Origin of the sequence: Pseudoalteromonas sp. APM04 (assembly GCF_022809815.1) — a bacterium.
In the GTDB taxonomy this organism is placed as follows: Bacteria; Pseudomonadota; Gammaproteobacteria; order Enterobacterales; family Alteromonadaceae; genus Pseudoalteromonas; species Pseudoalteromonas marina.
In genome coordinates this window covers 2,420,980-2,440,180 of record NZ_CP094441.1, presented here as the reverse complement: position 1 = coordinate 2,440,180, position 19,201 = coordinate 2,420,980, and the positions used below count along the sequence as shown (strand labels likewise).

Sequence of the window (19,201 nt, the reverse complement as noted above, 5' to 3'; positions counted from 1 at the left end):
TTTAACACGTTGTTTGGATAATATACGCACAAATCATGCATATTTAACCGTTAAAAGCATTTAAATCCTACTTTTAAACTGACAACGGCTTTTAATTATGGTTAAGATGAGGTAACGAAGACGTTTAAGTTAGGGCATATTTAAGAGCGGCTCAGCTTAAGGAGAATTATATGTTTAAAAAAATTTTAGCATCAGTTGGTATTGGTGCAGCAAAAGTTGACACTATTTTAGAGACTGAACATCTGCAACCAGGACAACTTTTTAACGCTAATATTGTCATTACAGCAGGTGACGTTAGCCAAGAAATTGCAGGCTTAGATTTATTACTAATGACCCGTGTTAAAGTGGCTGGTGATGAAGGTGATTATTTTACTAATCATGTAATTGATCAATGGCGAATTACCGATATAGGTAAGTTGGAACCCGGTGACGTAAAAAGCATACCTTTTGAAGCGCGTTTGCATTCAGAAACACCGATCACTGAAATTAACGCGGGTTACAACCAGTCCCATGTTTGGTTAGAAACTGGACTAGATATTGATTTAGCACTAGATCCAACAGACAAAGACCATCTTCATATTTACCCAAATGAAGCAGTTAAAACGTGTATGCAGGCAATGGATAAATTAGGTTTTAGTTTATCTAAAGCCGATGTTGAAAAAGGTTTTTTACGTGCCTCTACGTTTGCTTCTGTTTCAGGGTGTTACCAAGAGCTTGAATATAAACCTAACAGCAGAAGTTTATTTGGAATTCAAGAAATCGAGTTGTCATTTGTACCAGAAGCCCACAAAACTCACGTTTTAATTGAGCTTGACCGTGCATTTAGAGGCGATGGGTATATTGATGTAACCATTGAACATGACCATGTAAACTTGTCTCAGTTATGTGATCAGTTAGAGCGTTTATTCGCTTAATACTTTTTATACTGTACAGCGATGAATGTAATTTTATTTTCATTTCGTACTATAGCGATACTAAACCCAGCTTCAGCTGGGTTTTTGCTTAAGGATTACCATGCATTTTAACTGTGAACCATTTGATAAACTGACCCCTCATACCTTGTTTTCAATTATGAAAGGGCGCGTAGACGTATTTGTTGTAGAGCAAAAATGCCCTTACCCTGAGTTGGATGATGTTGATACTTCTGAAACTACTCAACATATTTATACGTTAGATAATATGCAGTTAATGAGCTACGCCCGCTGTTATGAAAAAAACGGACAGTACAGCGCAATTGGGCGTGTTTTAGTGAGTGAGCATCACAGAGGAAAGGGGATCGCTAGTAAATTGGTTGAGCAGGCAATAGCATGTTGTAAAACGCATTGGCCTGAACGGGACATAGTTATTGGTGCGCAAACCTATTTGTTGGACTTTTATGAGTCATTTGGTTTTAAGTGCACAGGGGATGCATATTTAGAGGACGGTATACCGCATCAAGATATGATACTAAAAATTAACTAGGCTAGTTAAATTTATACTCATATAAAAGCCCACAAGTGTGGGCTTTTATATGAGTTGTTAGCTTAATAACGAGTGGACAAACACAGCACCTATTGCGATAGGGCACACAAACTTAGTATACCAAGGCCATATTTTCCAAAATAGCGTAGTTTGTACCTCGGGATTGCCCTGTTGAATGGCTTGTAGTAATGAATTTCTATACCAAATCCAGCCTACAAAAATACAGCACATTAAGCCAAGTAATGGTTGCGCAACCTTAGTGGTAAGTGTGATCACTAAACCAAATAATGCGCCTAGGTTACACACAATCGTAATGCTAACAACTGCTATCAAGGCGCCAATGACCCACGTTGCTTGAATGCGCTTCAAGGCAAAGCGTTCTACGGCATAGGAAACAGGTGCTTCAAGCATTGATATTGACGAAGTGAGCGCAGCTATACTCATTAGGGCAAAAAATGCAAAGCCAACAAATAAACCTACACTGCCCATACCATCAAATAAAGCGGGTAATACCTGAAATACTAAAGTATCTTCTGAGAGCAATTTTCCGCTGGCAGAAAATATCTCAACACCTTGTGCTTGAGCTACATACATAGCAGGAATAATAAGTAAACCAGCAACAAAGGCAATAAACACATCAATTAACGTTACGTATGCACCGAGAGAGACTAGGTTTTCTTTTTTACTAATATACGAGCCGTATATAATCATAACGCTTGTGCCAAGCGATAATGAGAAAAACGCTTGACCTAAGGCGCTCACAATTAACTGGGTGTCAAAAATAGACGAAAAGTCAGGTAACAAGTAGGCTTTTAACCCTTCCATTGCACCTTCTTGAGTCAGTACATAAGCAATTAATAAAAATAAAATACCCAATAAAGCGGGCATCAAGCGCTTTGACCATTTTTCGATACCGTTTTCAACACCACGGCTAATGATTGCTATTGTTAAAACAATAAAAACAAGGGTAAAAATAACGTTGCGAGTAAGTGATTGCTCGCTTAGCCAGGTTGATGCTGCGTCAGCTCCGGCCAAGGCGGCGATAGGTTGGGCTGTTGCACTGAGCATCCAGCCTGCAACAATAGCATAAAAACTAAGTATAAAGCCGGCGCATAAAATACCCCCAAAGCCGACAATAAATGCAAAGTGCTTTTGCCAAGGTTTGTTAGATACTTTAGTTAAAGAAACGACGGCGTTAGCTTGCCCGTGCCGACCAATCATGAGTTCGGCCATTAGCGCAGGATAAGCTAAAAAGAAAGCCAACACTAAATAGGCAACTAAAAATGCGGCACCACCATTACTGGCTGTTTGTGTGGGAAAGCCCCATATGTTGCCCAAACCTACGGCAGAGCCGGCGGCGGCCATAATAAATCCAAAGCGAGAACTAAACTCGCCTCTAACTGCGCTCATATTATTATACTTCTCTGTTTTTTAACGGCGCTGACAATCTACTGGAAATGTAAAAAAATAAAAAGTGCTTATTTGCTGATCCCACATAATTTAGTTTTCCAGTGGTGTGATTAATGCGCTGTTTTTAGTAAATGTTAGGAGTAGATTAAAATTAATGGGTTGATTTTGTTTTAAAAATGTTAATTACACCGCGTAATTTATACTTTACGATTTATAATGCTGGGTAATACTAAGGGTAAAGCAGGCTCCGCCTAAGTGCTTACTTTTGCTGACAGAAATAGTACCGTTATGCCAGTCAGCGACCTTTTCAACAATAGCCAAGCCAAGGCCATAGCTTTTATCTGCGCGGTTTCTATGATCTTCTTCTCTAAAAAATGGGCTTAATACATTTTTAAAGTTTTCTTGGGCAATCCCTGGGCCATCATCTTCAACAGTTATGATAAGTTGGCGTTCGTGAACCTTGGCGCTCAAGTAGATATATTGTTCGGCAAAATCGCAGGCATTGGTCAGCAGGTTTGTAATTGCACGTGCTAACCAATGAAGGTCGGCCACAATAATGTCAGTTGAGCTATTAAGGTCAACACTTAGCATTTGTGATTCTAACTTTGGGGCAAGCTGAACTAAAATGTCTTCAAGGTAATGCTTTATATTTGTAGAAGAGTACGTCAATTTGTTTGCGTTTTGTTCAAGTGTTGCAAACGCTAAGTAGCTCTTAAGCATGGATTCCATGTGATCTAAATCGTTTTCCATACGCTCTAAATAGGTTTTTATTTTTTTCTCATCATGGGTATCTAAGGCGGCATCTAAGCCAAAGCGAAGACAGGCAATAGGGGTGCGTATATCGTGCGATAAACTTGATGCCATTAATTTATTTTCAGCGACAAGTTTTTCAATTTGGCTCGCCATACGGTTAAACGTTAACTCTACATCTCTTATATACGTGAAATGCGAGGCGTTAATTCTGGCTTGTGTATTGCCTGATGCAAACTGTTTAGCAGCCTCATTGAGTACACTTAGTCGCTTAGCGAGTGGCGCAATAATGAATCCCATTAAAATGCATAAGCCAGCATAAAAAAGCAAAGTTAAAAATATATCATTTCGTTTATCGGTGTCTGCGCTTTTTTTAAGTCGCATAGAAATATGAAAGGGGTTTAGCGCTTGGTTGCTATACAGCATATAAAAACCTTGCTGATCTTCTAAAATCAATCCGCCAACAGCATGCATTTGAAGTAATAATGAAGGAGGTAAAGCAAGTGATTCATTAGGTTTATAATCGATTGATAGATCAAACTCTTCACCTAGCTGCTTAACATATGCGCCACGTTCAGAGGTGGGAATATTTGCCAGTTGTTTACTAAACCCCATCATCATTTTGCTTTGCACACTAAATTCGTCTTGTGGGGTGTGTGCTTGCTGGCTAAAGGCGTCTATAAGCCAACCTAAAACCACAATAGATACCAGTGCGCTGCCAAGTAGTGATATGTAAAACTTTTTCATTTAAGCATACAGCTGTAAGTTACCATGCAGTAGAGACGAGCAAGTAACCACGCCCCCAAATTGTCTTAATTTTTTCAGGGTTTTGTGGGTCGTCGCTAAACTTTTTTCTTAGTGCAGAAATAAGCACATCGACACTTCTATCAAGTCCGTCGTATTCACGTCCTTTAGTGGCTTTAAAAACCGCGTCACGTGATACAACTTGGCCTGCATTACTTGCCAAATAATGCAGGAGTAAATATTCAGCACTGGAAATATTAATGTCTTGGCCGTTAAATTTCACGTTTCTCGATTCGGTATTGATATTAAGCGATCCGACCGAAATTGTGCTTTCTACTTTTTCCAATTTATTGGGCTCATTGCTTTGACGAAGTGCTGCTTTTATACGAGCCAGCAAAGCACGCGGGCGTACCGGTTTCATTATATAATCGCTCGCACCTACCTCTAAACCTATAACTTCATCCATTTCTTCATCACGTGCGGTAAGCATAATAATAGGCGCATTATAAAAGCTACGAAGTTCTCTACAAACACTAATGCCATCTTGACCAGGTAACATAATATCAAGTAGGACAATGTTTGGGTTCAAGGTTTTTACCTGACTGACAACTTCATCACCTCGGTGACAAACATGGGTAGTGTAGCCTTGTTCAGTTAGGTATTCGGCTACCCACTGAGCCAATGATGCATCATCTTCTACTAATAAAATAGTGCCGTAATTATCCATAAATTATCCTTAATGCAGTGGCTAAAATAATCGCCAGCGACGCTTTTTTTGTCTGTTTTGATATACCCACTGAAGTTTTACTTCTGCAGTGCCAATTATTTTTGATGTATTACTATCAAATAGTTCAAATGCGATACTTTGCTTAGAATCAAACGCGTAATTTAATGTGCCTTGTTGCTGTTTGAGCCAACATTGCATAATGTATTTTGATGTTGCATCGCGTAGGCAATAATTACCAATAATGGGTTGGTGCCACGTAATAACAACGTCGGCATAACAATCGCGGCCTTCACGAAGAGCTACGCACGTATCAGGAACCGCGGTTAAAGTATTTTGTGTATCGCTAGATTGCGCAAGCGCTGATACAGGGAAAATTATTAGCAAACAAAACCATCTAAAAAACATAACGTAGGCCTACCTTGGCTTTATGCTGATACCCTTGAGAAATAATTGGGCTGTCGTCGATTTCTGCTGAAAACCATGTGGAAAGAAAGCCAGCTAGAAAAACCCAATCTTGGCTTATTGGGTATTCAGCATGAAATTCAAATATTAGGCTGGTACTTGCATGTGCATCATAAAAAGGTCGGTTTTCGGCTACTTCTTCTTGGTCAATGCCAAAATAATAATTTGTAAAATCAGCTGAATAAGCACTTACGCCAACACCGGATCTAAATTCCCAGTTTCGCCACGGTAAAATTTGGCTAAAGAAGGTGTTAACAACCCAGCTGTTATGGGCGCCAGAAACATCATAAAGGTATTCAAATGAAATTTGAGAGTTTTCGAATCGACGTGTAAGCCTAAGACCAACACCAAAATCATAGCGACGAGACTTTATGCCATCAAGCTCTGCAATTACACCATTGTTATAAAAGCCAAGCCCTTTTTCGTCAAAGCCTGCTTGGGTGTTCGTGCCTAGTATGTCCAAGCCCCAATCATACTTATCAATGATACTGTAGCCGATAATAAGACCGCCACTGAGTTGGTTATGATCAAAGTCGAGATAAAATCGGTCGTAGGATACAGCAAGGCTTAAATCGAGCTCTAAATCGGTGTCGTAGGCATTGGTGCCGATTAGGTAGGTATCTTCTACAAAATAACTTGCCCCTGCGCTCCAGTCCCATGCAAAGCCTTGAGTTGGCTCAAGGGTGTTGTCTGCATAATAACGATTACTTGCTTGGGCTGAGGTCGCTATCAGGCCCAAACTGAACAAGACAATACTAAAAAGAGTACGGTTAAGTAAGGTATATTTCATCCACGTTGAGCCTGATTATTTGTTGTTATAGTGCGTAGTATATTGTTAAGGTGTACCCTTAATCTGTAAAAAAATGTAGCAAATGTTACTTTTACTGAACTTTAATTTTATCTATTAAGATACTGCTTAAGTAAAATTGCATCATAGGTGTTAGAGCACTGACTTCTGTGCGGCTACACGGACCACTTAACTTACTTAGGCTAGATAATTTAGACAGCATTTGATACTCAGGGATTTTCACCTCTTTACCCACTCTAGCTAAACGTGCTTCTTCTGTGTTTTGCTGGTGGATAAATGCAACAACCTCTAGTTCGTTTGTAATTCTTTGTTCTTCACTTAAGCTGTAAATTAGCGGCTCTCGGTGAAAGCTGGCGCTGTCTATTGAAGACGTTGCAAACCACACCACATCACCAGACGCTTTGTGTGTTAAACGCATATTAACTTCTGCAAAAATAGATGCACATTGCTGCGTTGGGTATTGCTTTGCAATATTTTCAAACAAGACAAATGGCTTTTCAGGTGTGGCAATTGAATACTGTGTGTTTTCTTTAAATGTTAAGTCGAGCTTTTGAATAGTCAGCGTGTAATCACTGTTATTTTTACTCGTAACTTTAAGCTGTTTATCGTTAAGTGCTTGGCTTATTTGCGATAGTAGAGTGTCGGTTACACTTGCTTTATCGGTAATTATTTTTACAGTTTGATTTTGTAAAACTTTGTGTGCAGGCAATTGCACCGACTTCACTTTTGGTGAAGCATGCTCTGTTTGGTATTTAAGCTGATATGTTTGCGTTGTTAATGCTGGCTTTAACGGCATAGCCAAAGGTTCTGCTGGTTGTTTGGTAATGGCACAACCTGATGAAAATAAAACAAAAAGTAATACAACTAAAAAACGCATAAATACTTAACACCCACAAAAAGTACAATAATTTTTGTATTGTACGTTAGTCCAAAGAAAAGTTCATGATATTATGCATACAGAGGCAGTTAAAAAGATAAAGTATTAAAAAATGAAGCGCTTACCACTTTTAAAGTATTGCTTAACTGCAGTGTGTTTTGTGTATGCAACCGTTAGTTTTGCAGCGCAGCAAGACCCAAATTGGGATAGTTTTGTAAAAAAGTATGGCCGTTACGCAGAAAAAAAACTCACGAGTAAAGGCATTCCAGGAGCTGCACTTTCGATAGTTAATTTAGGCAATAGTGATTACATCCATGCGGTCGGACGAACAAAAGCCCGAAATGGTGAAAAGGTTAATGTTCACACTCGTTTTAGACTGGCGTCGGTGTCTAAAACATTTGCAGGCTCTCTGGCTGCAAAATTATCTAGTGATGGGCTCATAAAATTAGATAACTCCGTCAGTAATTACTTACCTGATTTTATAGGCACAGAATACGAAAAAAACTTAAAAGTTTATCACTTACTTAGCCATTCTAGCGGCTTGGTGCCAAACGCATATGACAATTTAATTGAGTCGCGAATGGATTATCCCGATATAGTACAAAAGTTAGTGACGGTTAAACCTATTTGCGAGCCTGGTATATGCTACGGTTATCAAAACGTCATGTTTAGTTTAATTGATGATGTTATTTTAAAAAGTACAAATAAAGATTATTCACAATGGCTAAATGAAGGCATTTTTCAGCCACTTGATATGGTTGATGCTAGCTTGGGTTATGAAGCCATGGTGGTTGATAGTAATTACGCTTTACCGCACGTACGTGGAAAAAAACGTTGGTACACTGCAAAGCTGAAAAAAAATTACTACAAAGTTGGACCCGCAGCTGGTGTTAATGCTAGTGCAAGCGATATGGCTATCTGGTTAAAGGCGCAATTAGGTCACTACCCTGAAGTGTTGTCACTCGATGCTTTGTCTAAACAAACTCGGCCCTATACACGCACTAAAAAAGAAATGTACCGCAGGGTGTGGAAAAAACAGTTACACGAAGCTTATTACGGCTTAGGCTGGCGAGTATACAATTACGATAATGAAACCTTGTATTATCATAGTGGTTGGGTGCAAGGATACCGAAGTGATTTGGTGGTATTTCCCCATTTAAATATTGGCTTTAGCTTAGTGTTAAACGCCGAGACAGGGTTAATTAATGAGTTAACAACCGAGTTTATTAATCGTTTGTTGAAGTACAAACGTGAGCAGACAATATGAAAGTAAAATTGATCTTCACCCGATAAAGTGGACACCGTCCACGTTTCAATTAACTGCCGATTCAAACTCGGCAGGTGATTTATATCCTAAACTCGAATGCAATCGCTGTCTATTGTAAAAATAATTTAGGTAAACCTTTAATTTTGATAATAGTTTACCGCTACTCTCAAATTTATTTCCTCGAATTAAATCTGCTTTAAGCGAATGAAAGAACGACTCGACTTCTGCGTTGTCAGTACAACACCCAGGCCTATTCATACTGGCTTTGATGTTTTTGCTAGCCAAATATTTTTGTACAACGTGTGCACGGTATTCTGCGCCTCGGTCTGTGTGAAATAATACACTTTCTGTTGGCTGTCGTTTTTTTATCGCAAGCCTTAGCGCCTTTAACGTAAGCTCTGTTGTTTTGTTTTTACCAAATGCCCAGCCGATTACTCGACGTGAATATAAGTCGATAACCACTGCAAGGTAATGCCAACGAGCCCCGACTTTTAAATACGTAATATCGCCAGACCACTGTTGGTTGATTGCTGTGGCCTTTTCACTATCTTTGCGTTTATTTTCTATCTCTTTATAAAAGAACTTAACCTTCGCCGGTTTACTGTAAGTCTTAAGCGCCCTAGCTCTTAAACCGTTTTCTCGCATTAAGCGGGCAACACGTTTTTGGCTTGTGTTTACACCTTCTTTTTTTAGCGCATGAAATACGCGTGGGCTACCATAGGTTTGATGATTGACATTGAAGACGTGTTTTATCTTAAGCAACAAATTAGCATCTGACAGCGCTCTAGCTGACACTGTACGCTTACGCCAAGCATAGAACCCACTACGCGACACATTAAGCCAAGAACACAAGTATTTGACGCCTAAGGCTTGTCCGAACTTTTGGATGAATCCAAATCGTTCTGATGTACTTCCGCCAGATACCGTTGCCACTTTTTTAGCAGGTCATTCTCCTGCTTAAGACGCTCATTTTCTTTCTTAAGCTTTTGAATGTTATCTAGCTCTTTTTTTGTTGGGAGTTTACTCATTGCTTTGTTGTTGCTTTGATAGCGCGGCGTGTTTTTAAACTTACCTTCTCGATACTCTTTTCGCCAACGACTAAGCATTAACGGATGAATATCCAGCGCCTCGGCAACGTCCTTTGACATGACATCGTCTCGTAAGCTTAGTTCGACTGCTTTGATTTTGAAATTAACGGGGTAAAACCATGTCTTTCTAGGTTGGGTATATCTAGGCATGTTAGCCTCCTCAAAGTGATGAGGAGGTGTCCACTAAAACGGGTGAGGAGCAAATACGGTGTTTTTATCTTGTTATGTGCAGTTTTATTTAATAGCCAATATGTATTTTCGGCTCCAGAAAAAATATACCTTTTTCGCCATAGTGAAAAACTAGCAGGTAAAAACCCAGCGTTAACTCAGCAAGGCTATAAACGGGCAGAGCAGCTAGTCACATTATTTAAGCAATTTGATAAGGTACATTTATTTAGTAGTAACTATAAACGTACTTTACAAACAGCAGGCCCACTTGCTGCGCATTTTGGCTCTGAAATAAAGATTTACAATGCTAGAGATTTGGCAGATTTAAAAAACCAGATAGTGTCTTTGAATGGCGTAGTTGCTGTGATTGGTCATAGCAATACAACTCCAGAACTTGCAACGTTGCTTTCAAATGAAGAAATAGAACCAATGAGTGAAATGCAGTTTTCACGCTATTTTTTGTTAAGCAAAAAAAAGCATCATGCAGATATAAAATATTTACTCAAAGACTTAGAAATGAATTTTACTTTTTAGAATTCAGGGCTAAATAAATAATAAAAAACCAGCCTATAGCTGGTTTTTTTATTAAGCGCAATAATTTACTCAGAAATTAAATTAGTTACGCGGCAGTTGAATTTTTTTCTCAGGGCTTTGGCGGTAAAGCACAATAGTGTGGCCAATTGTTTGAAGCTTTGTCGCACCTGTTTCACGAACGATAGCTTCAAAAATAAGCGCTTTGGTTTCACGATCGTCAGTTGGTACTTTAACTTTGATTAATTCGTGAATTTCTAGTGCACTTTGAATTTCCATCACTACGCCTTCGGTTAAACCGTTAGAACCTAGTAAAACTACAGGCTTAAGGCTATGTGCCTCGCCTTTTAAAAACTGCTTTTGTTTATTTGATAATGTCATGTTTATACAAATTTTGCTGAATATGGCTTGAATTAAGGGTATTCTAACGCCATCTAGAGAATATTACTAATTAGTTGCGTGTAATTTATGACAAATAAAAAACAGTCAGCCAGTTCACAGCGATGGTTGAAAGAACATTTTGATGATAAATATGTTCAGGAAGCGCAAAAAAAAGGCTGGCGTTCAAGAGCGGTTTTTAAATTAGATGAAGTACAAAATAGAGATAAGTTACTTCGCCCTGGTATGACTGTGGTGGATTTAGGGGCTGCTCCGGGTAGTTGGTCACAGTATTTAGCCGAGAAGGTAGGTGACAAGGGGCAAGTTGTTGCTTGTGATATTTTACCTATGGACTCTTTAGCGGGTGTTGATTTTTTACAAGGTGACTTTCGTGAAGAAGCCGTGTTAGATGCTTTATTAAAACGCATTGATGGAAAAAATGTTGATGTGGTACTCTCTGACATGGCACCGAACATGAGTGGTAATAACTCAGTGGACCAAGCTGGAAGTATGTATTTAGTTGAGCTTGCGCTAGATATGTGTAATCAAGTTCTAAAGAAAAATGGTGCATTTATTGTTAAGGTTTTCCAAGGCGAAGGCTTTGATCAATACTTGCAGGAAGTACGTAATAGTTTTAAAGCAGTGAAAATACGCAAACCTGATGCCTCACGTGCCCGTTCTCGGGAAGTATATATAGTAGCGACTGGATACAAACTGTAGTACAGTTGCTTGGCGTTTAGTTGAATTTAAATTAATTGGATACAAGAGGTTAACCCCTTGAGCGATATGGCGAAAAATTTAATACTATGGCTGGTCATTGCAGTTGTGCTTATGTCAGTCTTTCAGAGCTTTAATGGTGGCGAGCAAATCGACCGTCAAACAAGTTACAGTCAGTTTGTAAAAGATGCCCGAAATGGCTCAATACAAGAAGTGGCAATCGAGAGTACCAGTGGAACAATCACAGGTACTAAAAATAATGGTGAGCGCTTTCAAACCATTATGCCAATCTACGACAAAGACATTTTAAATGACTTACTTAAAAGTGATGTAAACGTGAAAGGTGTAAAGCCTGAAGAACAATCATTTTTAGCAAGCATATTTATTTCTTGGTTCCCGATGATACTGCTTATTGGTGTATGGATTTTCTTCATGCGTCAAATGCAAGGCGGTGGCGGCAAAGGCGCTATGTCATTCGGCAAGAGCAAAGCACGTTTAATGAGCGAAGACCAAATCAAAACTACGTTCGCCGATGTTGCTGGTTGTGATGAAGCAAAAGAAGACGTTACCGAATTGGTTGACTTCCTTCGCGACCCGTCTAAATTCCAAAAATTAGGTGGTAGTATACCTAAGGGTGTACTTATGGTTGGACCGCCAGGTACAGGTAAAACGTTGCTTGCTAAGGCTGTTGCCGGCGAAGCAAAAGTACCCTTTTTTACAATTTCGGGTTCTGACTTTGTTGAAATGTTCGTTGGTGTAGGCGCATCGCGCGTACGTGACATGTTTGAACAAGCCAAAAAAGCAGCGCCTTGTATTATCTTCATCGATGAAATTGATGCAGTAGGTCGTAAACGTGGCGCAGGTATGGGCGGCGGTAACGATGAGCGCGAACAAACATTAAACCAAATGCTGGTAGAAATGGATGGTTTTGGTGGTAACGAAGGCATTATTGTTATTGCTGCGACTAACCGCCCAGACGTATTAGACCCGGCATTACTTCGTCCTGGTCGTTTTGACCGTCAAGTAGAAGTTGGTTTACCTGATATACGCGGCCGCGAACAGATTATTAAAGTGCACATGCGTAAAGTACCATTAGGTGACAACGTTGATGCAGCTGTAATCGCACGCGGCACCCCAGGTTTTTCGGGTGCTGATTTAGCTAACTTAGTCAACGAAGCCGCACTTTACGCCGCACGTGGTAACAAACGTGTTGTAAACATGGCTGAGTTTGATGCTGCTAAAGACAAAATCATGATGGGCGCAGAGCGCAAGACCATGGTGATGAGCGAGCAAGAGAAAGAAATGACGGCATACCACGAAGCCGGCCATGCAATTGTTGGACGCATGGTGCCAGAGCATGACCCTGTTTATAAAGTATCTATCATTCCACGTGGCCGTGCGCTAGGTGTGACTATGTATTTACCAGAGCAAGATCGTGTTAGCCATTCTAAAGAGCTTTTAGAATCAATGATTTCTAGCCTTTATGGTGGCCGAATCGCTGAAGCACTTATTTACGGTGCCGACAAAGTGACTACCGGTGCGAGTAACGATATTGAACGTGCAACAGACATAGCACGTAAAATGGTTACACATTGGGGGTTAAGTGAAAAACTTGGACCACTACTTTACGCCGAAGATCAAAACGAAATGTACATGGGTGGTGGCGGTAGTCGTGCATCTAACATGTCGGATGATACAGCTAAAGTAATTGATGCGGAGGTTCGTTTATTTTCAGATAGAAACTACGAGCGTGCCGAAAAAATATTGAAAGAGAATATTGATATTCTTCATTCAATGAAAGACGCGTTAATGAAATATGAAACGATTGACGCTAAGCAAATTGACGACTTAATGGCGCGCCAGCCAGTGCGAGAGCCACGCGATGCTCATGACCGTCATGAGCCAAAAGCACCACAAACAGATTCTGTAAAGGAATCTGTTAGTGATGAAAGCCAATCAACAACAGAATCATCTAAAAAAGATGAAACAAATGTTGATGACAAAGCTGAATAATCGTTAAAATACTCAAAAAGCCCCGTACTTCGGGGCTTTTTTGTATCGGTTTCAATTTCGCTCAAATTTTTAGTTAGATTTGTTTGAATTCTGAAAAGCAAACAAGGCTCATTATGAACAACATTATTAATTTACCAAATGGTCGAGAACTAAATTTAATTGAGCCTGTGATTATGGGTATATTAAATGTAACCCCAGATTCATTTTCAGATGGTGGTAAATTTATAGAGCCCAGCATCGCTGTGCAGCGTGCATTACAGCTATTAACTGATGGCGCAAAAATAATAGATATTGGTGGTGAGTCTACTCGACCTGGTGCTCAGGCAGTTAGCCTTGATGATGAGCTTGAACGAGTGGTTCCAATAATAAGAGCTATACGTGCTCAGAGTGATTGTGTTATTTCTGTCGATACGAGTAAAGCTGAGGTGATGAGGCAAGCTATTTTAGCTGGTGCAGATATGGTAAATGATGTTCGCGCATTACAAGAGCCTGACGCACTGAATGTTGTTGCACAATTTGAAAACATCGCAATTTGCCTAATGCACATGCAGGGGCAGCCCCGAAGTATGCAAACATCTCCACAATATAATGATTTAATGGGCGATATTAATGAATTTTTTAAACGTCGCGTTAGTGCCTGTGAGGTAATGGGAATAAAAGCTCAGCAGCTTATTCTTGACCCAGGCTTTGGATTTGGAAAAACATTAAGCCATAATTACGAAATTTTAACCAAGTTTAATGACTTTAATAAATTAGGCTTGCCGTTATTAGCGGGGCTTTCTCGCAAGTCGATGATAGGTAACCTGTTAAACAGAGACACAAGCGAACGAATGGCCGGTAGTTTAGCTGGCGCACTTATTGCCGCACAAAATGGTGCAAAAATAATTCGTGTTCACGACGTAAAAGAAACTGCAGATGTACTTGGTGTTTACCAAGCGTGTATAAAAGGAATAATAGAATGAAACAAAGAAAGTATTTTGGCACAGATGGCGTACGTGGTTTAGTGGGAACAGCGCCAATCAACCCTGAATTTGCAATGAAGCTGGGTTGGGCTGCAGGACGTGTGCTATCAAAAGGTGGAACAAAAAAAGTTATTATTGGTAAAGACACGCGTATTTCTGGTTACATGCTTGAAACAGCCCTTGAAGCAGGCTTAATAGCCGCCGGTATTGATGTTGTTCTGCTTGGCCCAATGCCTACGCCGGCTGTTGCTTATTTAGCACAAACATTTAGGGCTGAAGCCGGTATTGTAATAAGCGCATCACATAATCCATATTACGACAACGGTATCAAATTTTTTAATGGTCAAGGTTTAAAACTTGATGATGCTGTAGAGCTCGAAATAGAGGCAATGCTTGATGAGCAAATGACCTGTGTGGCCTCAGATAAGTTAGGTAAAGCAACACGCTTGGCAAGTGCAGATGGACGTTATATTGAGTTTTGTAAGAGTCAGTTTCCACAAGGGCTGTCTTTAGAGGGATTAAAAGTGGTTGTAGATTGCGCTAACGGCGCAACATATCATATTGCCCCATCAGTCATGCGTGAGCTCGGCGCTGACGTAATTACGCATGCATGTGAGCCAAATGGTGTAAATATAAACCATGAATGCGGTGCAACTCATGTAGACACGTTAAAACGCAAAGTACTTGAACATAAAGCCGATGTAGGCATAGCTTATGATGGTGACGGCGACCGTGTAATGATGGTTGACCATAATGGCCGTGTATTTGATGGTGACGATTTAGTTTATATAATTGCTTGTCAGGCAGCGAACGATCATATTTTAGGTGGCGGTGTTGTTGGTACTGTTATGTCAAATATGGGTCTTGAAAATGCACTAAAAGCAAAAGGCATTGAGTTTGCTAGAAGCAAAGTTGGCGATCGCTATGTAATGGAATTACTTCAGCAAAAAGGCTGGAAAATTGGTGGAGAGAGTTCAGGCCATGTACTCAACCTAGACTTAATTTCAACGGGTGATGGTATTATATCAAGCTTGCAAGTGCTGGCTGCTATGGTTGCACAAAATAGAACGCTTCAAGATTTAGGCGCCGGGTTTACAAAATACCCAATGAAAATGATTAACGTGCGTTATACACCGGGTACCGATCCTACAACGGCGCCAAAAGTGCTTGCGGCTGTAGAAGAGGTAGAAAAAAGCTTAGGTAATAAAGGTCGCGTTTTACTTCGTAAATCAGGTACTGAACCTGTCGTTCGTGTTATGGTTGAAGCAGAGCAAGAAAAAATAGTATTAGACAGTGCACGTAAGATTGCAGAGATTGTCGAATCTATGAGCAAACAACCTGATTGATAACAATAACCTCTTGTAACTTCGGGCGATAAAAGTTAATATCTCGCCCGCTTTCTAATGTGGAGTGGAAAATGGCAATACGTAAGGCAATGGTCGCTGGCAATTGGAAAATGAATGGCTCAATAGAGCTAGTCAAAGATATGTCGGATGCTATAAATAGTATTAAATCACCAGAAATAGATGTTATTTTATTTCCTCCATTCCCACTTGTTTCAGCAATGATTGCAAGCGGTGTCATAACAGGTGCTCAAACTGTATCTGAAAACACGCCAGGCGCTTTTACTGGTGAAGTTGATGCACAACTACTGAAAGATCTTGGCGTAAATTATGCGCTAGTTGGCCATTCAGAACGTCGTAGTATTTATAACGAAGGCAGCGATGTTATTGCTGATAAATTTGCTAGAGCTCAATCGGCTGGTTTAATACCCGTTCTTTGTGTTGGCGAAAGTGAAGCAGAGCAAGAAAGTGGACAAACAGAACATGTAGTTGCTGCTCAAATAGATGCGGTAATTAAAAAATTAGGTGTAGCAGCGCTGAAAGATTCTGTGATAGCATACGAGCCCGTTTGGGCCATAGGCACAGGTAAGACTGCATCGCCAGAACAGGCACAAGCTGTTCACAAATTTATCCGTGACAAAATTGCGTCTTTAGACAGTAATTTAGCACAAGGGCTTACCATCTTATATGGTGGAAGCGTTAACGAAAAAAATAGCGAATTATTATTTGCACAACCAGATATTGACGGTGGCCTTATTGGAGGTGCTAGTCTAAAAGCAGCATCTTTTGTTGCTATCTGTAATAGTGCAAAAGGGACCGTATAAGATGTACGAAATTTTATTAGTAGTTTATTTAGTTGTAGCTTTAGCTTTAGTTGGTATGGTTTTAATCCAACAAGGTAAAGGTGCTGATATGGGGTCTTCATTTGGTGCAGGCGCTTCTGGAACTGTATTTGGTTCTTCAGGTGCTGGTAACTTTATGACAAAGACAACAACAAGCCTAGCTACAGTCTTTTTTGTGCTAAGTATAGTTTTAGGTAACTTAACAGCCGGTCAAATAAAACAGACTGATGAATGGGAAAACCTAGAAGCAGCGCCTGCACTAGAAACAGTAGTACCTGTTGAAGAAGATGTTCCTGTTACTTCTAACGAAGAAAGTAACTCAGACGTACCAAACTAATACAGTTTAACGTTCAGCTATTTGTTAACCTCAAACAAATAAAAAAAGCGAACAAAAATTTAAAATGCGGATGTGGTGGAATTGGTAGACACGCTACCTTGAGGGGGTAGTGCTTTAGGGCGTGGGGGTTCAAGTCCCCCCATCCGCACCAAATTTAAAACCAGTAGCAGTAATGTTACTGGTTTTTTTATTTCTAAAATTTGTTTTGATTGTTTTTTGCACTTAAAACGTTTGTGTTATAACAATAATTTAGATTTTTTGATGATCTTTTTAACAGAAAACACATCGCGTACCCAATAATGTTTATTTTTTTGTGTTAATTTTAGTTTTTGGCTTAATTAATGATTAAAATGAAAAAAAAACTAGAAATTTTACAAATTTAACTCACACTTATCAGTATTGAGCCGATAATATATTTAGATAACTCAAAAAGGTAAATAGTATGGCTTCAGGCTTCTCTTTTCAAAACCTAAGCATAACTAAAAAAATACATGCAATAACATGTATTGCAGTTGTTGCTTTTATAATTATGGTATTAATTAATTTTCTTGCCATAGATGATAATAGGGCTTCTTTAGATGAAATGGGGAATTCTTCATATAAAGTTGTAAAGTTAACATCAGCGAATGTAGGGCTGTTAGAAAAACTCGATGAGCTTTACACGCAAGCAGTGACATTTGGTGAACAAGACTTAATAACCAAAGCTGATGACACTTACAAAACAATTGAATCAAATATAAATCTAATTAAGCAGATAAGTAATGGCTACATTAGTAATGATGTAGTGAAAGAATTAGCCGACTACGAAAAAATCTCAGCAACCATTGCTAATGGAATGGTAAATGGCACTGCCGACTTTAGTAAAATCCAGCAGCAAGCCCAGTTAAAAACAAGTCTTTATGGTTCTGTTTTAGAGAGCTTTAAAGCAGCGCAACAAAAAGCTGATAATCGTTTTTTTGAATTAGTTGAAAGCACTAACACGCGTTCTGATAATGCACTTACTTTAATGCTTGCTGTGTCCATCGTGTCTTTATTGCTGCTTTTATTTATGGCTATATGGATAGCAAAGAATATTGGCTCTTCAGCAAGTGATGCAGCAAATAATTTAAGTTTATTAGCGAATGGTAAAGGGTCTTTGAGTACCCAGTTAACCGTGAATTCTAAAGATGAAATTGGCCAAGTTTCTATCAACTTTAATTCTTTTATTGCGCTGTTAAAAGAAACCGTACTTGAAGTAATTGCTGTATGTGAACCTCTAATGGAAAACTCTACCCGATTAGTACAAGGTATGGAGCAGGCAGAGCGTGCAACAACTAAACAAACAACAGATGCTGAAATTGTTAAGCAATCAATGGAAGAGATGAAGCAAAGTGTGGGTGATATTTCTCAATCTGCAGCAAATGCATCACACGCCGCTGAAACAGCAGAAAAAGAAGTAGAACAAAGCCGTACACAAGTACAAATGTCAGTAAATGCGTCTCGTACATTGAGTGATGAAATTAACCAAGCGGCAACAACAATTAATAAACTTGCGGACGACACAAAAAACGTATCGCAAATATTGAATGTAATTACTTCAATTGCTGATCAAACCAACTTACTTGCTCTAAACGCAGCTATTGAGGCAGCACGCGCTGGCGAACATGGTCGTGGGTTTGCGGTAGTAGCTGATGAAGTACGAGAGCTTGCATCACGTACCGCTCATTCTACAAATGAGATTAGAGAGTTGTTAGGAGCACTGACAACGGCTGCTAATGACTCGGTTACTGCCATGACTTCTGCTCGTGATATGGCTACAGATAATGCAACAGCGGCTGAAAAAACAGGTATATCAATAGAAAAAATAGCAGAGCAAATGTTAGAAATAAACGGTATGAACTCTCAGATTGCAGCAGCGACAGAAGAGCAAACATCGGTTGCAGCCATGGTTGTAGAAAATGTTTCTAATATGCATGTTTCTTTTGAAGATACCATGGATTCATTACTAGCTGTAAGAGATGTAGCTAAAAATCTACATTACTTATCAGATAACCTGCTAGATGCAACAGCCAAATTTAGAATTGAGTAATATACGTAAAATTTACACCAATAGAGCCTCCAAGTGGAGGCTTTTTTGTTTTGTAGGCTAGTAGGTATTACCGACCTGCAATAACAGAGCATTTTAAAGTGCAAGACTGGACGCTAACTGTACTATTTACATTGATGAATTGGATAACAAACTTTTACCTTGCTTATTAACGCGTTTCCCATATTTTTAACAGCTTAGTTAATTAAGCTAATTGATATAACTTTTTACAGGCACAAAAAAACCACCAT

19 protein-coding genes and 1 tRNA gene are annotated in these 19,201 nt (G+C 39.4%); 12 read left to right on the top strand and 8 right to left on the bottom strand.

Annotated features, from left to right (window positions below):
• Positions 1 to 170 precede the first annotated feature (170 nt).
• Together MTP24_RS11295 and MTP24_RS11290 are read left to right on the top strand one after the other, a co-directional pair.
• On the top strand, positions 171 to 914 hold the full coding sequence (locus MTP24_RS11295) for a sporulation protein (RefSeq protein WP_006793918.1): 744 nt from the start codon (positions 171 to 173) through the stop codon (positions 912 to 914).
• Positions 915 to 1,014: 100 nt separating this feature from the next.
• Positions 1,015 to 1,461 (top strand): GNAT family N-acetyltransferase, encoded by a 447-nt coding sequence (locus MTP24_RS11290; RefSeq protein WP_243531235.1) that lies wholly within the window; start codon positions 1,015 to 1,017, stop codon positions 1,459 to 1,461.
• A 57-nt stretch (positions 1,462 to 1,518) separates the two neighbouring features.
• On the opposite strand, the gene MTP24_RS11285 is transcribed toward MTP24_RS11290, so the two are convergent.
• From MTP24_RS11285 to MTP24_RS11260, 6 genes are all read right to left on the bottom strand, one after another.
• Entirely contained in the window at positions 1,519 to 2,871 is a 1,353-nt protein-coding gene (locus MTP24_RS11285; RefSeq protein ID WP_010557215.1) for a sodium-dependent transporter, read from the bottom strand.
• Positions 2,872 to 3,075: 204 nt separating this feature from the next.
• Entirely contained in the window at positions 3,076 to 4,368 is a 1,293-nt protein-coding gene (locus MTP24_RS11280) for an ATP-binding protein (protein ID WP_039038532.1), read from the bottom strand.
• A 19-nt stretch (positions 4,369 to 4,387) separates the two neighbouring features.
• Positions 4,388 to 5,092, bottom strand: coding sequence for a response regulator transcription factor (locus tag MTP24_RS11275; RefSeq protein WP_243531233.1), 705 nt, complete (start codon positions 5,090 to 5,092; stop codon positions 4,388 to 4,390).
• A 21-nt stretch (positions 5,093 to 5,113) separates the two neighbouring features.
• Entirely contained in the window at positions 5,114 to 5,497 is a 384-nt protein-coding gene (locus tag MTP24_RS11270) for a DUF3019 domain-containing protein (protein ID WP_006793913.1), read from the bottom strand.
• Positions 5,487 to 6,344, bottom strand: a complete 858-nt coding sequence (locus MTP24_RS11265; protein ID WP_006793912.1) for a MipA/OmpV family protein — start codon at positions 6,342 to 6,344, stop codon at positions 5,487 to 5,489. The genes MTP24_RS11270 and MTP24_RS11265 overlap by 11 nt, the downstream gene beginning before the upstream one ends.
• A 91-nt stretch (positions 6,345 to 6,435) precedes the next feature.
• Positions 6,436 to 7,239, bottom strand: coding sequence for a hypothetical protein (locus tag MTP24_RS11260; protein WP_039038535.1), 804 nt, complete (start codon positions 7,237 to 7,239; stop codon positions 6,436 to 6,438).
• Positions 7,240 to 7,351: 112 nt separating this feature from the next.
• Here MTP24_RS11260 and MTP24_RS11255 point away from each other — a divergent pair, with 112 nt between their 5' ends.
• Positions 7,352 to 8,506, top strand: coding sequence for a serine hydrolase domain-containing protein (locus MTP24_RS11255; RefSeq protein WP_243531231.1), 1,155 nt, complete (start codon positions 7,352 to 7,354; stop codon positions 8,504 to 8,506).
• 45 nt (positions 8,507 to 8,551) lie between these two features.
• On the opposite strand, the gene MTP24_RS11250 is transcribed toward MTP24_RS11255, so the two are convergent.
• Positions 8,552 to 9,744, bottom strand: a protein-coding gene (locus MTP24_RS11250) for an IS3 family transposase (RefSeq protein WP_243531229.1) whose coding sequence is annotated in 2 segments (ribosomal slippage) — positions 8,552 to 9,436 and positions 9,439 to 9,744 — 1,191 coding nt in all. Because the reading frame shifts where the segments join, the coding sequence is not laid out codon by codon here.
• Between the two features lie 42 nt (positions 9,745 to 9,786).
• Between MTP24_RS11250 and MTP24_RS11245 the strand changes: the two genes are divergently transcribed.
• Positions 9,787 to 10,296, top strand: a complete 510-nt coding sequence (locus tag MTP24_RS11245; protein ID WP_243531226.1) for a histidine phosphatase family protein — start codon at positions 9,787 to 9,789, stop codon at positions 10,294 to 10,296.
• An 81-nt stretch (positions 10,297 to 10,377) separates the two neighbouring features.
• Here MTP24_RS11245 and yhbY read toward each other — a convergent pair whose 3' ends face one another.
• Positions 10,378 to 10,674 (bottom strand): ribosome assembly RNA-binding protein YhbY, encoded by a 297-nt coding sequence (gene yhbY, locus MTP24_RS11240; RefSeq protein WP_006793908.1) that lies wholly within the window; start codon positions 10,672 to 10,674, stop codon positions 10,378 to 10,380.
• An 87-nt stretch (positions 10,675 to 10,761) separates the two neighbouring features.
• On the opposite strand from yhbY, the gene rlmE reads away from it, so the two are divergent.
• The 8 genes from rlmE to MTP24_RS11200 all read left to right on the top strand — a co-directional run bounded on the left by rlmE (position 10,762) and on the right by MTP24_RS11200 (position 18,953).
• Complete coding sequence (gene rlmE, locus MTP24_RS11235) at positions 10,762 to 11,391, top strand: 23S rRNA (uridine(2552)-2'-O)-methyltransferase RlmE (RefSeq protein WP_006793907.1); 630 nt, start codon at positions 10,762 to 10,764, stop codon at positions 11,389 to 11,391.
• A 66-nt stretch (positions 11,392 to 11,457) separates the two neighbouring features.
• The gene (gene ftsH / locus MTP24_RS11230; protein WP_033019700.1) at positions 11,458 to 13,401 is read left to right on the top strand and encodes an ATP-dependent zinc metalloprotease FtsH; all 1,944 of its coding nucleotides are present in this window, start codon (positions 11,458 to 11,460) and stop codon (positions 13,399 to 13,401) included.
• A gap of 113 nt (positions 13,402 to 13,514) precedes the next feature.
• Positions 13,515 to 14,363, top strand: a complete 849-nt coding sequence (gene folP, locus MTP24_RS11225; protein WP_203986490.1) for a dihydropteroate synthase — start codon at positions 13,515 to 13,517, stop codon at positions 14,361 to 14,363.
• A complete protein-coding gene (glmM, locus tag MTP24_RS11220) occupies positions 14,360 to 15,709 on the top strand; it encodes a phosphoglucosamine mutase (protein WP_138527419.1) in 1,350 nt (449 codons plus the stop codon). The genes folP and glmM overlap by 4 nt, the downstream gene beginning before the upstream one ends.
• Positions 15,710 to 15,780: 71 nt before the next feature.
• Entirely contained in the window at positions 15,781 to 16,530 is a 750-nt protein-coding gene (gene tpiA, locus MTP24_RS11215; RefSeq protein ID WP_138527418.1) for a triose-phosphate isomerase, read from the top strand.
• A 1-nt stretch (position 16,531) separates the two neighbouring features.
• Positions 16,532 to 16,885: a preprotein translocase subunit SecG gene (gene secG / locus MTP24_RS11210; protein WP_138527417.1), complete on the top strand. Its 354-nt coding sequence runs from the start codon at positions 16,532 to 16,534 to the stop codon at positions 16,883 to 16,885.
• A gap of 66 nt (positions 16,886 to 16,951) precedes the next feature.
• Positions 16,952 to 17,036 (top strand) — tRNA-Leu (locus tag MTP24_RS11205).
• Positions 17,037 to 17,327: 291 nt separating this feature from the next.
• Positions 17,328 to 18,953, top strand: coding sequence for a HAMP domain-containing methyl-accepting chemotaxis protein (locus tag MTP24_RS11200; RefSeq protein WP_138527416.1), 1,626 nt, complete (start codon positions 17,328 to 17,330; stop codon positions 18,951 to 18,953).
• Positions 18,954 to 19,201 lie beyond the last annotated feature (248 nt).